The sequence below is a fragment of the Streptococcus ruminicola genome (genome assembly GCF_011387195.1).
Taxonomy (GTDB): domain Bacteria; phylum Bacillota; class Bacilli; order Lactobacillales; family Streptococcaceae; genus Streptococcus; species Streptococcus ruminicola.
The window spans coordinates 1,287,045-1,305,331 of the sequence record NZ_CP046919.1; the positions used below are offsets into that span (position 1 = coordinate 1,287,045).

15 protein-coding genes, 1 tRNA gene and 1 rRNA gene are annotated in these 18,287 nt (G+C 38.3%); 15 read left to right on the plus strand and 2 right to left on the minus strand.

All coding sequences use genetic code 11. The features are described from left to right. Positions 1 to 78: 78 nt before the first annotated feature. From GPZ88_RS06655 to GPZ88_RS06700, 10 genes are all read left to right on the plus strand, one after another. The gene (locus GPZ88_RS06655; RefSeq protein ID WP_157628766.1) at positions 79 to 2,469 is read left to right on the plus strand and encodes a primosomal protein N'; all 2,391 of its coding nucleotides are present in this window, start codon (positions 79 to 81) and stop codon (positions 2,467 to 2,469) included. A gap of 61 nt (positions 2,470 to 2,530) precedes the next feature. After that, entirely contained in the window at positions 2,531 to 3,466 is a 936-nt protein-coding gene (gene fmt / locus GPZ88_RS06660; protein WP_074561288.1) for a methionyl-tRNA formyltransferase, read from the plus strand. Beyond that, the gene (gene rsmB / locus GPZ88_RS06665) at positions 3,456 to 4,778 is read left to right on the plus strand and encodes a 16S rRNA (cytosine(967)-C(5))-methyltransferase RsmB (protein WP_157628767.1); all 1,323 of its coding nucleotides are present in this window, start codon (positions 3,456 to 3,458) and stop codon (positions 4,776 to 4,778) included. The genes fmt and rsmB overlap by 11 nt, the downstream gene beginning before the upstream one ends. 37 nt (positions 4,779 to 4,815) lie before the next feature. Next, the gene (locus GPZ88_RS06670) at positions 4,816 to 5,553 is read left to right on the plus strand and encodes a Stp1/IreP family PP2C-type Ser/Thr phosphatase (RefSeq protein WP_039695890.1); all 738 of its coding nucleotides are present in this window, start codon (positions 4,816 to 4,818) and stop codon (positions 5,551 to 5,553) included. After that, a complete protein-coding gene (gene pknB, locus GPZ88_RS06675; RefSeq protein WP_166043779.1) occupies positions 5,553 to 7,442 on the plus strand; it encodes a Stk1 family PASTA domain-containing Ser/Thr kinase in 1,890 nt (629 codons plus the stop codon). The genes GPZ88_RS06670 and pknB overlap by 1 nt, the downstream gene beginning before the upstream one ends. Before the next feature lie 97 nt (positions 7,443 to 7,539). Further along, complete coding sequence (gene liaF, locus GPZ88_RS06680; protein WP_039695888.1) at positions 7,540 to 8,235, plus strand: cell wall-active antibiotics response protein LiaF; 696 nt, start codon at positions 7,540 to 7,542, stop codon at positions 8,233 to 8,235. After that, positions 8,232 to 9,257 carry an envelope stress sensor histidine kinase LiaS gene (locus GPZ88_RS06685; RefSeq protein ID WP_074799172.1) on the plus strand — a complete coding sequence of 342 codons (1,026 nt, stop codon included), beginning with the start codon at positions 8,232 to 8,234 and terminating at the stop codon, positions 9,255 to 9,257. The genes liaF and GPZ88_RS06685 overlap by 4 nt, the downstream gene beginning before the upstream one ends. After that, positions 9,241 to 9,885: a response regulator transcription factor gene (locus GPZ88_RS06690; protein WP_039695886.1), complete on the plus strand. Its 645-nt coding sequence runs from the start codon at positions 9,241 to 9,243 to the stop codon at positions 9,883 to 9,885. Before GPZ88_RS06685 ends, GPZ88_RS06690 begins: the two co-directional genes overlap by 17 nt. A 124-nt stretch (positions 9,886 to 10,009) precedes the next feature. Further along, the gene (locus GPZ88_RS06695; protein ID WP_081348706.1) at positions 10,010 to 11,410 is read left to right on the plus strand and encodes a Cof-type HAD-IIB family hydrolase; all 1,401 of its coding nucleotides are present in this window, start codon (positions 10,010 to 10,012) and stop codon (positions 11,408 to 11,410) included. Next, positions 11,410 to 11,766, plus strand: a complete 357-nt coding sequence (locus GPZ88_RS06700; protein WP_020916316.1) for a S1 RNA-binding domain-containing protein — start codon at positions 11,410 to 11,412, stop codon at positions 11,764 to 11,766. The genes GPZ88_RS06695 and GPZ88_RS06700 overlap by 1 nt, the downstream gene beginning before the upstream one ends. Before the next feature lie 99 nt (positions 11,767 to 11,865). Here GPZ88_RS06700 and cysK read toward each other — a convergent pair whose 3' ends face one another. Together cysK and GPZ88_RS06710 are read right to left on the minus strand one after the other, a co-directional pair. Next, positions 11,866 to 12,795 carry a cysteine synthase A gene (gene cysK / locus GPZ88_RS06705; RefSeq protein WP_074626743.1) on the minus strand — a complete coding sequence of 310 codons (930 nt, stop codon included), beginning with the start codon at positions 12,793 to 12,795 and terminating at the stop codon, positions 11,866 to 11,868. Between the two features lie 99 nt (positions 12,796 to 12,894). Then, complete coding sequence (locus tag GPZ88_RS06710; RefSeq protein ID WP_166043782.1) at positions 12,895 to 13,521, minus strand: YigZ family protein; 627 nt, start codon at positions 13,519 to 13,521, stop codon at positions 12,895 to 12,897. 54 nt (positions 13,522 to 13,575) lie between these two features. On the opposite strand from GPZ88_RS06710, the gene GPZ88_RS06715 reads away from it, so the two are divergent. The 5 genes from GPZ88_RS06715 to GPZ88_RS06735 all read left to right on the plus strand — a co-directional run bounded on the left by GPZ88_RS06715 (position 13,576) and on the right by GPZ88_RS06735 (position 18,238). Further along, a complete protein-coding gene (locus GPZ88_RS06715; protein ID WP_166043784.1) occupies positions 13,576 to 14,874 on the plus strand; it encodes an ATP-dependent helicase ComFA in 1,299 nt (432 codons plus the stop codon). Next, on the plus strand, positions 14,874 to 15,536 hold the full coding sequence (locus GPZ88_RS06720) for a ComF family protein (protein WP_166043786.1): 663 nt from the start codon (positions 14,874 to 14,876) through the stop codon (positions 15,534 to 15,536). The genes GPZ88_RS06715 and GPZ88_RS06720 overlap by 1 nt, the downstream gene beginning before the upstream one ends. Before the next feature lie 76 nt (positions 15,537 to 15,612). Further along, positions 15,613 to 16,161, plus strand: coding sequence for a ribosome hibernation-promoting factor, HPF/YfiA family (gene hpf, locus GPZ88_RS06725; RefSeq protein WP_039695883.1), 549 nt, complete (start codon positions 15,613 to 15,615; stop codon positions 16,159 to 16,161). A gap of 401 nt (positions 16,162 to 16,562) precedes the next feature. Further along, positions 16,563 to 18,111 (plus strand): 16S ribosomal RNA (locus GPZ88_RS06730). 54 nt (positions 18,112 to 18,165) lie between these two features. Then, positions 18,166 to 18,238 (plus strand) — tRNA-Ala (locus GPZ88_RS06735). Positions 18,239 to 18,287: the final 49 nt, after the last annotated feature.

Sequence of the window (18,287 nt, forward strand, 5' to 3'; positions counted from 1 at the left end):
TTTTAAAAGCTTACTTATCGCGATGATTATTCTTTTTTTCGTTAGGATATTTTTTGAGTTTATTTAGAAAGGATAGTTATGACAAAAATTGCTCAGGTCATTGTTGATGTGCCATTAATGCAGACCGATAAGCCTTTCTCATATCTCGTGCCAGAAGACATGCAAAATCAAGTCATGTTAGGCTCACGGGTGCATGTTCCTTTTGGTCGTGGCAATCGTCTTTTGCAAGGCTTTGTTGTCGGATTTTCTGAGGGCATTGACGATAATATCAGTGATTTAAAGGCTATTTGCGAGGTATTGGATTTTGAACCAGTTTTAAATGAAGAGCAGCTTGCTTTAGCAGACCAAATGCGTCATACTGTTTTTTCTTATAAGATTTCAATTTTGAAATCAATGATTCCTAATTTGCTCAATTCAACATACGATAAACGCTTGATGCCGACAGAAACGTTGTCTGATGAAGAGCGATTGGCTTTATTTGGCGATAAAGACAGCAGGCTTCACTCAAGCTTATCTGAAGAAGAAGCTAAAAAAGTTGCTAGACTGGTTCAAGCAGGAAAAATTTCAGTTGATTATCTTGCTAAAGATAAGAAAAATATCAAAACTGAGAAATTCTATCAAGTTAATTCTGACCAGTTAGCTCAAGCAGAAATTTCAGCAAGAGCTAAGAAGCGTTTGTTGTTACGTGATTACTTGCTTGAGCATCCTGAAACAGGAAAATTGACAGACCTGTACCAGCTCTTTTCACGTGACATTGTCAAATTCTTTGTGGAAAATCATCTGCTAACCATTTTAGAAAAAGAGAAGAAACGTTCGGACGCATACTTTGATGTTGCAACGACGGATTTTCTTGAGTTAAATGCAGAACAAGCTGCTGTGGTTAAAAAGGTGACTAGTCAAATTGGCAAAGAATCTAAACCTTTCTTGTTAGAAGGCGTGACTGGTTCAGGTAAGACCGAAGTGTATTTGCACATTATTGATAAGGTCTTGAAACTTGGTAAAACAGCGATTGTTTTGGTGCCTGAAATTTCTTTGACGCCTCAGATGACTAATCGCTTTATTTCACGTTTTGGTAAGCAAGTGGCGATTATGCACTCGGCTTTGTCTGATGGTGAAAAATTTGATGAATGGCGAAAGATAAAATCGGGTCAAGCTCGCGTTGTCGTAGGTGCTAGATCTGCTATCTTTGTTCCAATGGAAAATATTGGCGCAATTATCATCGATGAAGAGCATGAGGCAACTTACAAGCAAGAATCGAATCCGCGTTACCATGCGCGCGATGTGGCTTTACTTCGTGCGAAATATCATAAGGCTGTTTTGTTAATGGGATCTGCAACGCCAAGCATTGAGAGCCGTGCGCGTGCTAGTCGTAATGTTTATCAGTTCTTACAATTGACTCACCGTGCCAATCCTTTGGCTAAGATTCCAAAAGTTGACATTGTTGATTTTCGTGATTACGTTGGGCAACAGGAAGTCAGCAATTACACGCCTTATCTGCTGGAAAAAATTGCGGATCGTTTGGAGAAAAATGAGCAAGTTGTGCTCATGTTGAACCGACGAGGGTATTCAAGCTTCGTTATGTGTCGTGATTGTGGTTACGTGGATGAATGTCCAAATTGTGATATTTCTTTGACGCTTCATATGGACACTAAGACTATGAATTGTCACTATTGTGGCTTTGAAAAAGCTATTCCACACACTTGTCCAAATTGTCATAGTCGAAGCATCCGATATTACGGGACTGGAACTCAAAAAGCTTATGATGAATTAGCAGAGGTTTTCCCGCAAGCTCGCATCTTGCGAATGGATGTCGATACCACACGACAAAAAGGAGCGCATCAGCGAATTCTTGATAAATTTGGGAATCATGAAGCTGATATTTTGTTAGGAACACAGATGATTGCCAAAGGACTTGATTTTCCAAATGTTACTTTGGTAGGTGTGTTAAATGCGGATACATCACTAAATTTGCCTGATTTTAGATCTTCTGAGCGAACTTTTCAACTGTTGACTCAGGTTGCAGGTCGTGCAGGTCGTGCAGAAAAAGAAGGTGAGGTCTTAATTCAGACCTACAACCCACAGCACTACGCCATCAAGTTAGCTCAAAAGCAAGATTATGAAGCTTTTTATGCTTATGAGATGGGGATTCGTAAGCAATTATCTTACCCACCATATTATTTTACGGTTGGCTTAACCTTGTCACACAAGGATGAGCAGACTGTTGTGCGTAAGTCTTTTGAATTGCTTCAAATTTTGCGTCAACATTTATCTGACAAAATTAAAATTCTCGGTCCAACGCCTAAGCCGATTGCCAGAACGCACAATCTTTATCATTATCAAATCATTGTCAAATATCGCTTTGAGGACCACTTAGAAAGTGTCTTGAATCAGATTTTAGACATGACTCAATTACCTGAAAATAAGGATTTGCGACTGGTAATAGACCATGAGCCACAAAATTTTATGTAGGCTCTCACTATGCTATAATAAAGAAAAATTTAAGTAATAAAATCCTTTGAGAGGAAGAAAAATGACAAAATTAATTTTTATGGGAACACCTGATTTTGCAGCGACTGTTCTAGAAGGTTTACTAGATGATGCCAACTACGATGTTTTAGCGGTTGTGACGCAACCAGACCGCGCGGTTGGTCGTAAAAAAGAAATCAAAATGACACCTGTTAAAGAAGTTGCTTTAGCACACAATTTACCAGTTTATCAACCTGAAAAAATGTCTGGTTCAGATGAAATGGCTGAGCTTATGACTTTAGGGGCAGATGGTATTGTAACAGCTGCTTTTGGTCAATTCTTACCAACAAAATTGCTTGATTCTGTTGATTTTGCAGTTAATGTGCATGCCTCACTGCTTCCTAAATACCGTGGTGGTGCACCAATTCACTACGCTATCATCAACGGTGACAAAGAAGCAGGTGTGACAATCATGGAAATGGTTAAGAAAATGGATGCTGGAGACATGATTGCTAAAGCATCAACACCAATTACTGACGAAGATAACGTTGGAACAATGTTTGAAAAATTGGCTGTTATTGGACGTGATTTGTTGTTAAAAACATTACCAGATTACATTGCAGGCAATATTAAACCAGAACCACAAGATGAAAGCAAAGCAACTTTCTCACCAAATATCACACCAGAAGAAGAACGCATTGACTGGAATAAATCAGCGCGTGAGGTCTTTAACCACATCCGTGGTTTGTATCCATGGCCTGTTGCCCACACCCTTCTTGATGGCAAACGTTTCAAAATCTATGAAGCAAGCTTGGCAGAAGGTCAAGGACAACCAGGTCAAATCATTGAAAAAGGCAAGAAAACTTTGGTTGTGGCAACTGGAGACGGTGCGATTTCTCTTAAAACAGTTCAACCAGCAGGGAAACCACGCATGAGCGTTGTGGATTTCTTAAATGGTGTTGGACGTAAACTTGAAGTAGGTGACCTTATTGGCGAATGATTGGAAGAAACAAGCACGTGGCTTAGCGCTAGTCGTTCTTGAAAATGTCTTTGAAGAAGGAGCGTATTCAAATATTGCTCTGAATCAGGAACTTAAACAGACTCAGTTGTCACAAAAAGATAAGTCTTTGGTGACAGAAATCGTCTATGGTACAGTAGCACGAAAGATTACCCTAGAATGGTATTTAGCTCACTATATCGAAGACCGTGACAAATTGGATCCTTGGGTTTATTATCTTTTGATGCTGAGCCTTTATCAATTATTGTATCTTGACAAGATGCCAGCTCACGCTGTGGTAAATGACGCGGTTAATATTGCTAAAAATCGTGGCAATAAAAAAGGTGCTGAAAAATTTGTTAATGCGATTTTGCGACGTTTGACTAAAGATGACCTCCCAAATCCTGAAAGCATTAAACGTACAAACAAACGTTATTCGGTTCTTTATTCTTTACCAGTCTGGTTGGTTAAAAAATTAATTGACCAATTTGGTGAAGAACGAGCAGTAGCTATCATGCAGAGTCTATTTGTCAGAAATAAAGCTAGTATTCGTGTGACAAATCCTGATAAATTAACTGAGATAGAGGCGGCAACAGGTGCTAAACCATCACTTCTATCTCCTGTTGGTTTGGTTAAAATATCAGGGCATTTTGCAGGGACAGATTATTTTGCTAACGGTGATATTACTATTCAAGATGAGTCTAGTCAATTGGTGGCCCCAACGCTTAATATTCAGGGCGATGAAAATATCTTAGATGCTTGTTCAGCTCCAGGTGGAAAAACGACTCACATGGCTTCTTACTTGACAAGCGGGCATATTACAGCATTAGATTTATACGACCACAAGCTTGATTTGGTAATGGATAATGCCAAACGCTTACATGTGGCTGATAAAATCTCTACACAAAAAATGGATGCCACAACAGTTCACGAACATTTTGCACCAGACACTTTTGATAAAATCTTAGTTGATGCACCATGTTCAGGAATTGGTCTTATCCGCCGTAAACCTGACATTAAGTACAATAAAGAAAATCAAGATTTCAATGCTTTACAGGAAATTCAATTGCAAATTCTTGATAGCGTTTGTCAAACATTGCGTAAAGGTGGTATAATAACTTATAGCACTTGTACAATTTTTGATGAGGAAAACTTCCAAGTCATTAACAAATTTTTAGAAACTCATCCAAATTTTGAACAGGTAAAACTGAGTCATACGCAAGAAGATATTGTAAGAGATGGTTGTATTGCGATTACCCCTGAACAATATCAGACAGACGGGTTCTTTATTGGACAAGTTAAACGTATCTTGTAATCTCAAGGAGGAAACTGACACAGTCAGAAGGAAAACTATGAAAATTTCACTTGTAACTGATATCGGACAAAGACGTTCAAATAATCAGGATTTTATTAATAAATTTGATAACGAAAAAGGTATCACTTTAGTCATCCTAGCAGATGGTATGGGAGGTCATCGTGCTGGTAATATTGCTAGTGAAATGACCGTTACTGACCTTGGACGTGAATGGATTACTACCGATTTTACTGAATTAAGCCAAATTCGTGATTGGCTGATTACTGCGCTTGAAGCAGAAAATCAAAGAATTTATGAACTGGGTCAAACTGATGAGTACAAAGGTATGGGAACAACCGTTGAAGCTTTAGCGATTGTTGATAACAATGTTATCTTTGCTCACGTTGGTGATTCACGCATTGGCTTGCTTCATAATGGTGAATACGAATTGTTAACAAGCGACCATTCTCTTGTTAATGAATTGGTGAAAGCTGGTCAATTGACAGAAGAAGAAGCAGCAAACCACCCACAAAAAAATATTATTACGCAATCTATTGGACAAGCAAACCCAGTTGAACCTGATTTAGGGGTTCAAGTTCTTGAAGATGGTGATTATCTCATCATTAACAGTGATGGTTTAACAAACATGATTACCAATGACGAAATTGTTAGCATTTTGAGCCAAGATAAAAATCTTGACGATAAAAATAATGAGTTAGTCACTCTTGCTAACGAACGTGGAGGTCTTGATAATATCACCATTGCTCTTATCCACGCCGAAAGTGAGGAAGCTTAATGATTCAGATTGGCAAATTATTTGCTGGTCGTTATCGGATCCTCAAATCTATCGGACGGGGTGGAATGGCAGATGTTTATCTTGCCAAAGATCTAATTCTTGATAATGAAGAAGTGGCTATCAAAGTCCTTCGAACTAATTATCAAACAGATCAAATTGCCGTTGCTCGTTTCCAACGTGAAGCGCGTGCCATGGCAGAGCTAAACCATCCAAATATCGTTTCGATTCGTGATATTGGAGAAGAAGACGGACAGCAATTCTTAGTAATGGAATATGTTGATGGTTCGGACTTGAAAAAATACATTCAAGACCATGCCCCGCTTTCTAATAATGAAGTTGTTAGAATCATGGAAGAAGTCTTGTCTGCAATGACTTTGGCTCATCAACAAGGAATTGTTCACCGTGATTTGAAACCACAAAATATCTTGTTAACCAAAGACGGAACGGTTAAAGTTACCGACTTTGGTATCGCTGTAGCCTTTGCAGAAACAAGTTTAACACAGACAAACTCAATGCTTGGTAGTGTACACTATTTATCACCTGAACAAGCGCGTGGATCAAAAGCCACTGTTCAAAGTGATATCTACGCTATGGGGATTATGTTGTTTGAAATGTTGACTGGTCACATCCCATATGATGGTGATTCAGCTGTTACAATTGCTCTTCAACATTTCCAAAAACCACTTCCATCAATCATTGATGAAAATAAAAATGTTCCACAAGCTTTGGAAAATGTTGTCATTAAAGCAACTGCAAAACGTTTGAGTGATCGCTACGCCTCAACTTTTGAGATGAGCCGTGATTTAATGACTGCTCTTTCATATAACCGCAGTCGTGAACGCAAACTTGTCTTTGAAGATACAGAAAATACGAAGACACTTCCAAAAGTAACAACTTCAACACCTGTTCCCTCAACTACAGAACAATTGTTGAAAAAACAAAAAGCAGCTAAAGTTAATCGTGAAGCTGCGGATAATAAAATTGCAAAAGCGAAAACGAAGAAGAAAAAATCACATCGTATGTTTGGTACTTTAGTGAAAATTTTCTTTGCGGTCGTAGTAGTTGCAATTGCTATCTTTACTTACTTGACGCTAAGCACACCAGCTTCAGTCAACGTTCCAGATGTAGCAGGAACAAGTTTAGCAGATGCTAAGACAAGTTTAACTTCAGCTGGACTTAAAGTTGGTGATATTCATAAAGTAGCTAGTGATACTGTGCAAAAAGGTCATGTTATTAAGACTGACCCAACAGCAGGTTCATCTAAAAAAGAAGGTGCCAAAGTTGACATTTATGTGTCAAAAGGAACATCAGGCTTTAAGATGAAAGATTATACTGGTCAAAACTATCAAGAAGTTATCAAAGAACTCAAAGATAAGCACGGTATTTCAAGTGATAAGATTGATGTTGAATGGATAACAGGTACTAACTATGACGGTGGTACTATCATTAGTCAAACACCTGAAAAAGGTACAAGAGTAGCTAGTGAAAATAAGATTACTTTCAAGGTTGCAGCAATTGTTATGCCAAACCTTATTGGGTATACTTACCAAGATGCAATTGCTGAATTGACTGCACTTGGCTTATCAAGCTCACATATTACAGTATTCCAAGCAGATGCTACTTCATCAACTGGATACTCTCAAGTCAAAACACCATCTGCCTCTGCAGTTGTTGTGGCACAAGATCCTTACTTTGGCGCAGCTATTGAAGGAAATGTGAAACTTTACTTCTCATCTGGAAGTGAAGTTCAACCTTCTGAAGTAGCACCATCTCAATCTGTTCCTGAGTCATCTGAGACAAGTGAAACTAGTGAGTCAAGTTCTTCAAGTAGCAGCAGTAGCAGCACTGAGGAAAGTTCACAAACCGACTCATCATCAGTTGAACAATAAGATATTATAAGAACACCTAAATAGGTGTTCTTTTTTAGTCAAAATCGAGCAATTTCCGCTTCTTTTTGGTAAAATACAGAAAAAGAAAGGGTATGATATGAGGAAAGTTCAATTTTTTGTCATTGTCGAAACTATTTTATTAGTCATGGGCTTAATGACAATTATGGCCAACAATTTATCGAGTTTTATCTTAATTTTAGTTTTAATTCTTTTGGCATTACGTTTTTATAATCAAGACAAGCGCAATAATTTATTGTTAACAGTAGGATTGGTTCTTTTATTTTTGATTTTGATGCTTAATCCATACATTATCATGGCGGTTGTGCTTGGGGTTGTTTATGTGGTCATTAATCACTTTTCGCAAGTTAAGAAGAAAAATCGCTTTGCTTTGGTTCGTTTTCGTGAGGAAGACTTGAAAGCAAAACCAATTCGCAATCAATGGATTGGTGCTGATATGCATGACAGTGATTTTTATGCCTTTGATGACATCAACATGGTTCGTTTAACTGGAAGTGATACTATTGATTTAAGCAGTGTCATCGTAACTGGTAAGGATAATGTGGTAATCATTCGCAAAGTTTTTGGTCCAACAAAGATTTTAGTTCCTATTGACGTTGCGGTTAAATTGGATGTTAGTGCGATTTATGGCAGTGTTCGTTATTTTGATTTTGAAGAATATGACCTGCGAAATGAATCTTTAAAATTATGGCATCCTAAAGATGAAGAATGTTTGAAAGCTGTTAAGGTGATTGTTAATGTTTTAGCAGGAGATGTTGAGGTGGTGCGTAAATGAAAAAACATCATTTTTTACTTTTGATTCTTTATGCAAGTATTATCATCATTTCAATTGTTGTTGTTGTCCTAGATAGTTTAGAGTTGCATTTGAAAAGTTTGATAACAGATTTTTGGATGGGAGAACGTTTTGTTTTTTCAATTGTCTTTCTTATCTTAGCTGTTACTATTTTGTTATTACTACTTTGGGTTATTTTGGATGATAATAGCAAACGAAGTATTAACCAAAATCTGCGCCGCATTTTAAATAATCAGGAAGTATCTCTTGATGAAGATACAGAAATCAACACGAATTTGTCACGCTTGTCTAAAAAGATGACACACTTAACAAATAGTCTTCAAAATACTGAGAATAGTCGTATTCAAAATGGACAAGAAATTGTGGAGCAAGAACGTAAACGTATTGCTCGTGACCTTCATGATACGGTTAGTCAAGAGCTGTTTGCTTCTTCGATGATTCTTTCAGGAGTATCTGCTAATCTTGATCAAATTGAAAGAGACCAGCTGGAGTTTCAGCTAACAGCTGTTGAAAGTATGTTGCAAAATGCTCAAAAAGATTTGCGTATTTTATTGCTACATTTAAGACCTACAGAACTGGAAAATAAAACCCTTTCGGAAGGTTTTGACATCCTCTTGAAAGAATTAACAGATAAGAGTAGTATAGAAGTTGTTTATAAGAAAAATATCGAAAAACTGCCTAAAAAGATTGAGGATAATGTTTTTCGAATTGCTCAAGAATTTATCAGCAATACGCTTAAACATGCCAAGGCAACACGTTTAGAAGTATACCTCAATCAGACAGAGACAGAATTGCAATTAAAAATGGTTGATAATGGTGTCGGTTTTGATATGGATGAAAGACATGATTTAAGTTATGGTCTTAATAATATTGAAGAACGTGTTGATGACATGGCTGGAACGATGACATTATTGAGCCAAAAGGGAAAAGGAGTATCGATGGATATCCGTTTGCCTTTGGTTAAGGGAGAAAACAAGGAGAAAGAAGATGACCCAGAAAATTAGAGTTATCCTAGTTGATGACCACGAAATGGTACGTCTTGGTTTGAAAAGTTTTTTTAACTTGCAACCTGACGTTGAAGTTGTTGGCGAAGCAGGCAATGGCATTGAAGGGATAAAACTTGCTTTAGAGTTAAAACCAGATGTGGTAGTAATGGATTTGGTAATGCCTGAAATGAGTGGCGTTGAAGCGACCTTAAAACTCTTAAAAGAGTGGAAAGAAGCTAAAATCCTTGTTCTGACATCTTATCTTGATAATGAAAAAATCTACCCAGTTATTGAAGCGGGTGCTAAAGGTTATATGTTAAAAACATCTAGTGCAGCAGAAATTTTAAATGCGATTCAAAAAGTTGCGCGTGGAGAGCTAGCTATCGAAACTGAAGTCGATAAAAAAATCAAAGCTCATGACAAGCAACCTGAATTGCATGAAGATTTGACGGCGCGTGAGCGAGATATTTTAAGGCTTTTAGCCAAAGGTTATGACAATCAGACTATTGCTGATGAACTGTTTATCTCGCTAAAAACTGTTAAAACACACGTTTCAAATATCTTAGCTAAGCTAGAAGTGGATGACCGTACACAAGCAGTTGTCTATGCCTTTAAGCATCATTTAGTACCGCAAGATGAGGATTAATGTTATAATAAAAACATAGCTTTTCTTTGATTTCAAAGTTAGAAAGGAAAATGGGACAAAAAGTCTAAGGACTTTTATGGAAAATGAGATTTTAGTGACCATTTCCTTTCCCATAATGATACAGATGGATGTAAAAACAAAATACAAGGCTAAGAAGACAAAAATTGTTTTCTTTGATATTGATGATACCTTACGTGTCAAAGTCACAGGTTATATGCCAGAATCAATCAAGTATGTTTTTAAAAGTTTGAAAGAAAAAGGCATTATGACAGGGATTGCGACAGGACGTGCACTTTATGGCGTTGTTCCCGAAATTCGTGATTTAAATCCTGATTATTTTGTCACAATCAATGGAACTTATGTTGTTGACAAGAAAGAAGCAGAGATTGTTAGCGACCCACTTCCACGTGATTTAGTTGAAAAGTATGTCAATTGGGCTAAGGCAGAGGGCATTGAATATGGTTTTACTGGTAAGGATAAACCAGTCGTGTCAAAACGCTGTGACTTAATTGATGATGCTATGAAACCTATTTATGGTATTTGTGATGTTGAGCCAGATTTTTATTTAACAAATGATGTTTATCAAATGTGGACATTTGCTGAAAATAATGCTGATTTGCAATTGCCAGAAGACTTAGCTAGTGAGATTCGTTTGGTACCTTGGCACGAACATTCATCTGATGTTGTTAAGGTTGGCGTCTCTAAAGCTTCAGGAGTTGCCCATGTTTTAGAAAGTCAAAACTTAAAACCACTCAATGCCATGATGTTTGGAGATGGTCCAAATGATATGGAAATCTTTGATTATGTTGGCTTGAAAATTGCTATGGGCAATGCAGTGCCTGAACTCAAAGAAAAAGCAGATTTTGTAACAAAAACAGTAGAAGAAGATGGCATTTTATATGCCTTGGAGGAACTCGGTTTGGTAGAAAAACAATTAAATTTCCCACAAGTTGATTTATCAACAGTTGAAGGTCCAGTTGCGACAATTAAAACAAATCATGGTGACATGAAAATCAAACTTTTCCCTGATCATGCACCAAAAACAGTAGCAAACTTTGTTGCTTTGTCAAAAGATGGTTACTATGATGGTATCATCTTCCACCGTATCATTCCTGAATTCATGATTCAAGGTGGTGACCCAACTGGTACTGGTATGGGGGGACAATCTATCTATGGCGATAGCTTTGAAGATGAATTCTCAGAAGAACTTTACAATGTTCGTGGAGCTCTTTCAATGGCAAATGCTGGTCCAAATACAAACGGAAGCCAGTTCTTTATCGTTCAAAATAGCAAAATTCCATACGCTCAAAAAGAACTAGAACGTGGTGGCTGGCCAAAACCAATCGCAGAACTTTATGCTGCTAAAGGTGGAACACCTCACCTTGACCGTCGTCACACAGTCTTTGGACAAATCATGGACGAAGAATCATACAAAGTTCTTGATGAAATTGCAAACGTTGAAACTGGCGCACAAGACCGCCCAGTTGAAGATGTAGTTATTGAAACAATTGAGGTAGTAGATTAATGAGAATTGGCGACAAAATCACTGGAACAATAACAGGTATAAAACCTTATGGTGCCTTTGTCGCATTGGATAATGGGACTACAGGCCTTATTCATATCTCAGAAATTAAAACAGGCTATATTGAAAATATTTACCAACTGCTTAAAGTTGGTGAGAAAGTCTTGGTACAAGTTGTTGATTTTGATGAATTTACGCAAAAAGCTAGCCTTTCTTTGCGTACCCTTGAAGAGGAAAAACATCATCTCCACAGACGCCATCGTTTTTCAAATAGTCATTTAAATATTGGTTTTCAACCATTGGCAGACAATCTGCCAAAATGGACAAAAGAAAGCCTTGAATTACTAACAAAAGATTAATAAAATGCTGAGACGAAGTGCTCAGCATTTTTTATATCATAATCATAAGAAAACAAGGTTAGAGCAGAACTCTAGCCTTGTTGAAGTTTTGATAATTTTTTAGTCACCAAAGTCGTAAAGAGAAGTTGAAAGGTAACGTTCGCCGTTGTCAGGAAGAAGGGCTAAGACTTTTTTACCTTTACCAAGTTCTTTGGCTTTTTCAATAGCTGCAAAGATGGCTGCGCCAGAAGAGATACCAGCAAGGAATCCTTCTTTTCCACCAAGGTTACGGCTTGTTACAATAGCATCGTCTGATGCGACGCGAATGACATCATCATAAGATTTAGTATCAAGGGTATCTGGGATAAAGCCAGCTGAAATTCCTTGAATTTTGTGTGGACCAGGTTTTTCACCAGAAAGAACAGCAGATTCATCAGCTTCAACTGCATAGACTTTGATGTCTGGGTTTGCTTTTTTAAGAGCGTGAGAAACACCAGAAACAGTTCCTCCAGTACCAACACCAGCTACGAAAGCATCAAGACCTTTTGGACCGAAAGCTTCAATGATTTCAGCTCCTGTTGTTGCTTCATGAACAGCTGGGTTAGATGGATTAGCAAATTGAAGTGGTACCCATCCATTTTTCTCTGCAGCGACTTCTTTGGCTTTAGCGATAGCACCTTTCATTCCTTCGCTTCCTGGTGTCAAAACAAGTTCAGCACCATAAGCTTGGATAATTTTACGACGTTCAAGGCTCATTGTTTCAGGCATTACAATAATGACTTTGTATCCTTTAGCTGCACCGACCCAAGCAAGACCAATACCAGTATTACCTGATGTAGGTTCAACAATTGTATCACCAGGTTTGATTGTACCTGCTTTTTCAGCGTCTTCAATCATACGAAGAGCAATGCGGTCTTTAACAGATGAGCCTGGGTTAAATGATTCAATTTTGACGTAAACATCAGCAGCATCTTCAGGAACAATGTTGTTAAGTTTGATAATAGGAGTGTTTCCAATTAATTCAGTAATTGAGTTATAAATTTTTGCCATAAATGATTCTCCTTGAATTAAAATTTATAGGTCAAGTATATGCTCAAATTGGCTGTTTGTAAAATATATAATTCTTATCATGGTGATAGGGAAATCTTATCACAAAGCAACTTCGACAATTTTTGAACCAGATTTTTCAAAGGAAACCTTACCTTGATAAAATTCAACAAGACGGTCACTAACCTCTGTTACATTTTCAGGATCAAGGTAGATGTGAGTCGTTACATTTTCTAGAAATTCGGTGTCAAATTCTTGAAGATTTTCAGCTTGCAAGAAGTTGGAGAATGTTTGGTATTGTGGATAAGAAAGAGTAATTTTAATGCCTTCTTGCTCTTTAACTTCTACGATACCAATTTCTTTAAGAGCATTTGCGACACTACCAGCGTAAGCGCGAATTAAGCCTCCAGCGCCTAATTTGATACCACCGAAATAGCGTGTGACCACAGCAACAACGTTTGTCAAACCTTGCTTTTCTAGAACAGTAAGCATTGGAACACCAGCTGTTCCACTTGGTTCACCATCATCACTAGAACGTTTGATTTCAGAGTTTTCTCCAATAATCATAGCAGAACAAGAGTGAGTTGCTTTATAATGTTCTTTTTTGATTTGAGCAATGAATTCTCGTCCTTCTTCTTCGGTTTCAACGCGTTTTAATTGGCAAATAAAGCGAGATTTTTTAATTTCTTCCTCGCAAACGCCATCGTTTTTGATTGTTTTATAGTTCATACCCAAATTTTACAAGATTTTTTGGGATTTAGCAAAGTTTTCGAATAAATAGGTATGACAGAGTTAAATGATTACTATGGAAGAATTTTTACAGAAAGTCAGTTAACAGATGACTTGAAAAAAGAAGCAAAAGTCCTTCCTTCGATTAAAAGAGAAAAAGGGCAAATGATTTGCAATCGCTGTGGAAGTGTAATGGAAGCAAATCAAATGTTGCAAACTGGTCGCATTTATTGTAGAGAGTGTTTAGTTTTTGGGCGAAATACTAGTGATTCTAATCTTTATTATTTCCCTCAGAAGCCTTTTACAAAGACTCAGTCTTTAAATTGGCAAGGAAAACTAACTCCTTATCAAGATGAAGTTTCTAAAGGCATGCTTAAAGGTATTACAGAAAAACAAGATTTATTGATTCACGCCGTGACTGGTGCTGGTAAAACTGAAATGATTTATCAATCTTTAGCTAAAGTTATTGATAATGGTGGAAGTGTCTGCTTAGCGAGTCCACGGATTGATGTTTGTTTAGAACTTTATAAACGTTTATCACGGGATTTTTCTTGCCCGATTACGCTTTTACACGGTGATTCTGAGCCGTATAAACGTTCTCCACTGGTAATTGCAACGACCCATCAACTTTTAAAATTTTACCGAGCATTTGATTTATTAATCATCGACGAAGTTGATGCCTTTCCCTTTGTTGACAATAAAATGCTTTATCACGCTGTCAATCAATCGCTAAAAGATGATGGCGTTAAACTCTTTTTAACAGCGACTTCGACTGATGAACTTGATAAAAAGGTGAAAAAAGGAGAGTTGACAAAGCTGCATTTGGCAAGACGTTTTCATGCCAATCCTTTGGTAGTCCCCAAAATGGTTTGGTTAAGCAAAGTGCTAATTTCAATGAAAAAGAAAAAATTTCCTCCTAAACTAATCTCTCTTTTAAAAAAACAAAGGCAAAGTCAATTTCCGCTTCTTATCTTTTTTCCGAATATTGAACAAGGTAGAGAATTTACAAGTATCTTACAAAGCATTTTTCTAGATGAAAGGATAGGATTTGTATCAAGTAAAACTGAAAATCGTTTGGAATTGGTAGAAGAATTTAGACAAGGAAAATTAACCATACTAGTGACGACAACCATTCTAGAACGTGGGGTAACCTTTCCTTGTGTTGATGTTTTTGTCCTACTTGCAAATCATAAATTGTACAGCAAAAGTGCACTTGTACAGATATCAGGACGAGTTGGACGAGCAGCCGAGAGACCGACAGGAGAGTTATTGTTCTTGCATGATGGCGTAACAAAAGCTATGAAAAAAGCTATTTCTGAAATAAAAGAAATGAATCATAAAGGAGGATTTTAATGATATGTTTGCTTTGCGGACAAGAATTTTCTGAGAAGGAAACTTTTCTAGGAATTATTACAATGTGCAAGAGCCGTTACTTGATTTGCAAAGAGTGTCAGGAAAACTTTGAAAAAATTGGTGATGACCACTGTCCAACGTGCTACCGAAAAGGCAGTAAAGAGCAGTGTGATGATTGCAAGAAGTGGGCAAAAGAAAATCATAAAGTTTCGCACCGAGCACTGTATACTTACAATGAAGCCATGAAAGAGTATTTTTCAAAATACAAATTTCAAGGAGATGCTATGCTAAGCCATGTTTTTGCAAAAGAAGTCAAACAAGTCTTGAAGAACTACAAGGGCTATACCATTATTCCTGTCTCACTCAGCAAAGAACGAATGACAGAAAGACAATTCAATCAAGTTACAGGCATTCTAGATGCTGCTAAGATTTCTTACTATGATATTTTAGAGAAGAAAGATAATAAAAAGCAATCTGAAAAAAGTAGAAAAGAAAGACTGACAAGTGACTGTCCTTTTAGGATTAAATCAGATATTCAGATACCAGATAAAGTATTAATTATTGATGATATTTACACAACGGGAGCAACTTTAAAAGGAATTTATCACTTATTTTATGAAAAAGGAGTAAAGATTGTAAAAAGTTTAACAATTGCACGGTAAATGCTTGCAAATTTTCATGAAAGCAGTATAATAAAAGAGTAAAGAAAGCGCTTTATAGCGAGAAAGAGGTGTTTTTATGATTAAATATAGTGTTCGTGGAGAAAACATCGAAGTAACAGATGCAATCCGTAACTATGTCGAATCTAAACTCGGAAAAATTGAAAAATACTTCAATGCTGAACAAGAATTAGATGCTCGTGTTAATCTAAAAGTCTACCGTGAAAAAACTGCAAAAGTTGAAGTAACAATTTTGGTTGATTCAATCACTCTTAGAGCTGAAGACGTTTCACAAGATATGTATGGATCAATTGATTTGGTAACTGACAAGATTGAACGTCAAATTCGTAAAAATAAGACTAAAATTGCTAAAAAACATCGTGAAAAAGTTCCAGCTAGCCAAATTTTCACAAGTGAGTTTGAAGCTGAACCTGTAGAAGAAGGACCAGCAGTAAACGTCGTTCGTACAAAACACGTTAGCTTGAAACCGATGGATCTTGATGAAGCGCTTCTTCAAATGGACCTTTTGGGACATGATTTCTTTATCTACACAGATGCTGAAGATGGTGTAACAAACATTCTTTATCGTCGTGAAGACGGTGAACTTGGTTTAATCGAAGCCAAATAACCCGTAGAAAAATCCGCTAAATTTTTTAGCGGATTTTTTAATTTACCTATTGACAGGAATCAGGATAGATGATAAATTATTATAGTTGCTGCTTGAGAGCGAGCCTTTCAAGAGACTTAAGTTAATAACAAAAAAACTAAAAAAAGTTGTTGACAAAAGTAAACAGCAATGATAAACTAATATAGCTGTTGTTCGAGAGGACAACGGTAACAAATTTGAAAAGAACTTGAAAATTTCTTGAAAAAAGGTATTGACAACGAGTTTCAAATTTGATAGAATATAGAAGTTGTCTCGGATGAGACAAAGACCTTTGAAAACTGAACAATACGAACCAAACGTGCGGGTTACGGAAGTAACCTGTCAAAAACGATAAATCTGTCAGTGACAGAATGAGAACAAGATTAAATGAGAGTTTGATCCTGGCTCAGGACGAACGCTGGCGGCGTGCCTAATACATGCAAGTAGAACGCTGAAGACTTTAGCTTGCTAAAGTTGGAAGAGTTGCGAACGGGTGAGTAACGCGTAGGTAACCTGCCTACTAGCGGGGGATAACTATTGGAAACGATAGCTAATACCGCATAACAGCATTTAACCCATGTTAGATGCTTGAAAGGAGCAATTGCTTCACTAGTAGATGGACCTGCGTTGTATTAGCTAGTTGGTGAGGTAACGGCTCACCAAGGCGACGATACATAGCCGACCTGAGAGGGTGATCGGCCACACTGGGACTGAGACACGGCCCAGACTCCTACGGGAGGCAGCAGTAGGGAATCTTCGGCAATGGGGGCAACCCTGACCGAGCAACGCCGCGTGAGTGAAGAAGGTTTTCGGATCGTAAAGCTCTGTTGTAAGAGAAGAACGTGTGTGAGAGTGGAAAGTTCACACAGTGACGGTAACTTACCAGAAAGGGACGGCTAACTACGTGCCAGCAGCCGCGGTAATACGTAGGTCCCGAGCGTTGTCCGGATTTATTGGGCGTAAAGCGAGCGCAGGCGGTTTAATAAGTCTGAAGTTAAAGGCAGTGGCTTAACCATTGTTCGCTTTGGAAACTGTTAGACTTGAGTGCAGAAGGGGAGAGTGGAATTCCATGTGTAGCGGTGAAATGCGTAGATATATGGAGGAACACCGGTGGCGAAAGCGGCTCTCTGGTCTGTAACTGACGCTGAGGCTCGAAAGCGTGGGGAGCAAACAGGATTAGATACCCTGGTAGTCCACGCCGTAAACGATGAGTGCTAGGTGTTAGGCCCTTTCCGGGGCTTAGTGCCGCAGCTAACGCATTAAGCACTCCGCCTGGGGAGTACGACCGCAAGGTTGAAACTCAAAGGAATTGACGGGGGCCCGCACAAGCGGTGGAGCATGTGGTTTAATTCGAAGCAACGCGAAGAACCTTACCAGGTCTTGACATCCCGATGCTATTCCTAGAGATAGGAAGTTTCTTCGGAACATCGGTGACAGGTGGTGCATGGTTGTCGTCAGCTCGTGTCGTGAGATGTTGGGTTAAGTCCCGCAACGAGCGCAACCCCTATTGTTAGTTGCCATCATTAAGTTGGGCACTCTAGCGAGACTGCCGGTAATAAACCGGAGGAAGGTGGGGATGACGTCAAATCATCATGCCCCTTATGACCTGGGCTACACACGTGCTACAATGGTTGGTACAACGAGTCGCGAGTCGGTGACGGCAAGCAAATCTCTTAAAGCCAATCTCAGTTCGGATTGTAGGCTGCAACTCGCCTACATGAAGTCGGAATCGCTAGTAATCGCGGATCAGCACGCCGCGGTGAATACGTTCCCGGGCCTTGTACACACCGCCCGTCACACCACGAGAGTTTGTAACACCCGAAGTCGGTGAGGTAACCTTTTAGGAGCCAGCCGCCTAAGGTGGGATAGATGATTGGGGTGAAGTCGTAACAAGGTAGCCGTATCGGAAGGTGCGGCTGGATCACCTCCTTTCTAAGGATAAACGGAAGCACGTTTGGAGTATTGTTTAGTTTTGAGAGGTCTTGTGGGGCCTTAGCTCAGCTGGGAGAGCGCCTGCTTTGCACGCAGGAGGTCAGCGGTTCGATCCCGCTAGGCTCCATTGAATCGAAAGATTCAAAAGATTGTCCATTGAAAATTGAATATCTATA

What these genes read in the sequence shown, in the direction of transcription:
- cysK (WP_074626743.1), bottom strand. Translation starts at nt 12,795, where the DNA reads ATGGCAAAAATTTATAACTCAATTACTGAATTAATTGGAAACACTCCT.
- hpf (WP_039695883.1), top strand. Translation starts at nt 15,613, where the DNA reads ATGATTAAATATAGTGTTCGTGGAGAAAACATCGAAGTAACAGATGCA.
- liaF (WP_039695888.1), top strand. Translation starts at nt 7,540, where the DNA reads ATGAGGAAAGTTCAATTTTTTGTCATTGTCGAAACTATTTTATTAGTC.
- pknB (WP_166043779.1), top strand. Translation starts at nt 5,553, where the DNA reads ATGATTCAGATTGGCAAATTATTTGCTGGTCGTTATCGGATCCTCAAA.
- fmt (WP_074561288.1), top strand. Translation starts at nt 2,531, where the DNA reads ATGACAAAATTAATTTTTATGGGAACACCTGATTTTGCAGCGACTGTT.
- GPZ88_RS06685 (WP_074799172.1), top strand. Translation starts at nt 8,232, where the DNA reads ATGAAAAAACATCATTTTTTACTTTTGATTCTTTATGCAAGTATTATC.
- GPZ88_RS06710 (WP_166043782.1), bottom strand. Translation starts at nt 13,521, where the DNA reads ATGAACTATAAAACAATCAAAAACGATGGCGTTTGCGAGGAAGAAATT.
- GPZ88_RS06700 (WP_020916316.1), top strand. Translation starts at nt 11,410, where the DNA reads ATGAGAATTGGCGACAAAATCACTGGAACAATAACAGGTATAAAACCT.
- GPZ88_RS06695 (WP_081348706.1), top strand. Translation starts at nt 10,010, where the DNA reads ATGGATGTAAAAACAAAATACAAGGCTAAGAAGACAAAAATTGTTTTC.
- GPZ88_RS06670 (WP_039695890.1), top strand. Translation starts at nt 4,816, where the DNA reads ATGAAAATTTCACTTGTAACTGATATCGGACAAAGACGTTCAAATAAT.
- GPZ88_RS06690 (WP_039695886.1), top strand. Translation starts at nt 9,241, where the DNA reads ATGACCCAGAAAATTAGAGTTATCCTAGTTGATGACCACGAAATGGTA.
- GPZ88_RS06720 (WP_166043786.1), top strand. Translation starts at nt 14,874, where the DNA reads ATGATATGTTTGCTTTGCGGACAAGAATTTTCTGAGAAGGAAACTTTT.
- GPZ88_RS06715 (WP_166043784.1), top strand. Translation starts at nt 13,576, where the DNA reads ATGACAGAGTTAAATGATTACTATGGAAGAATTTTTACAGAAAGTCAG.
- GPZ88_RS06655 (WP_157628766.1), top strand. Translation starts at nt 79, where the DNA reads ATGACAAAAATTGCTCAGGTCATTGTTGATGTGCCATTAATGCAGACC.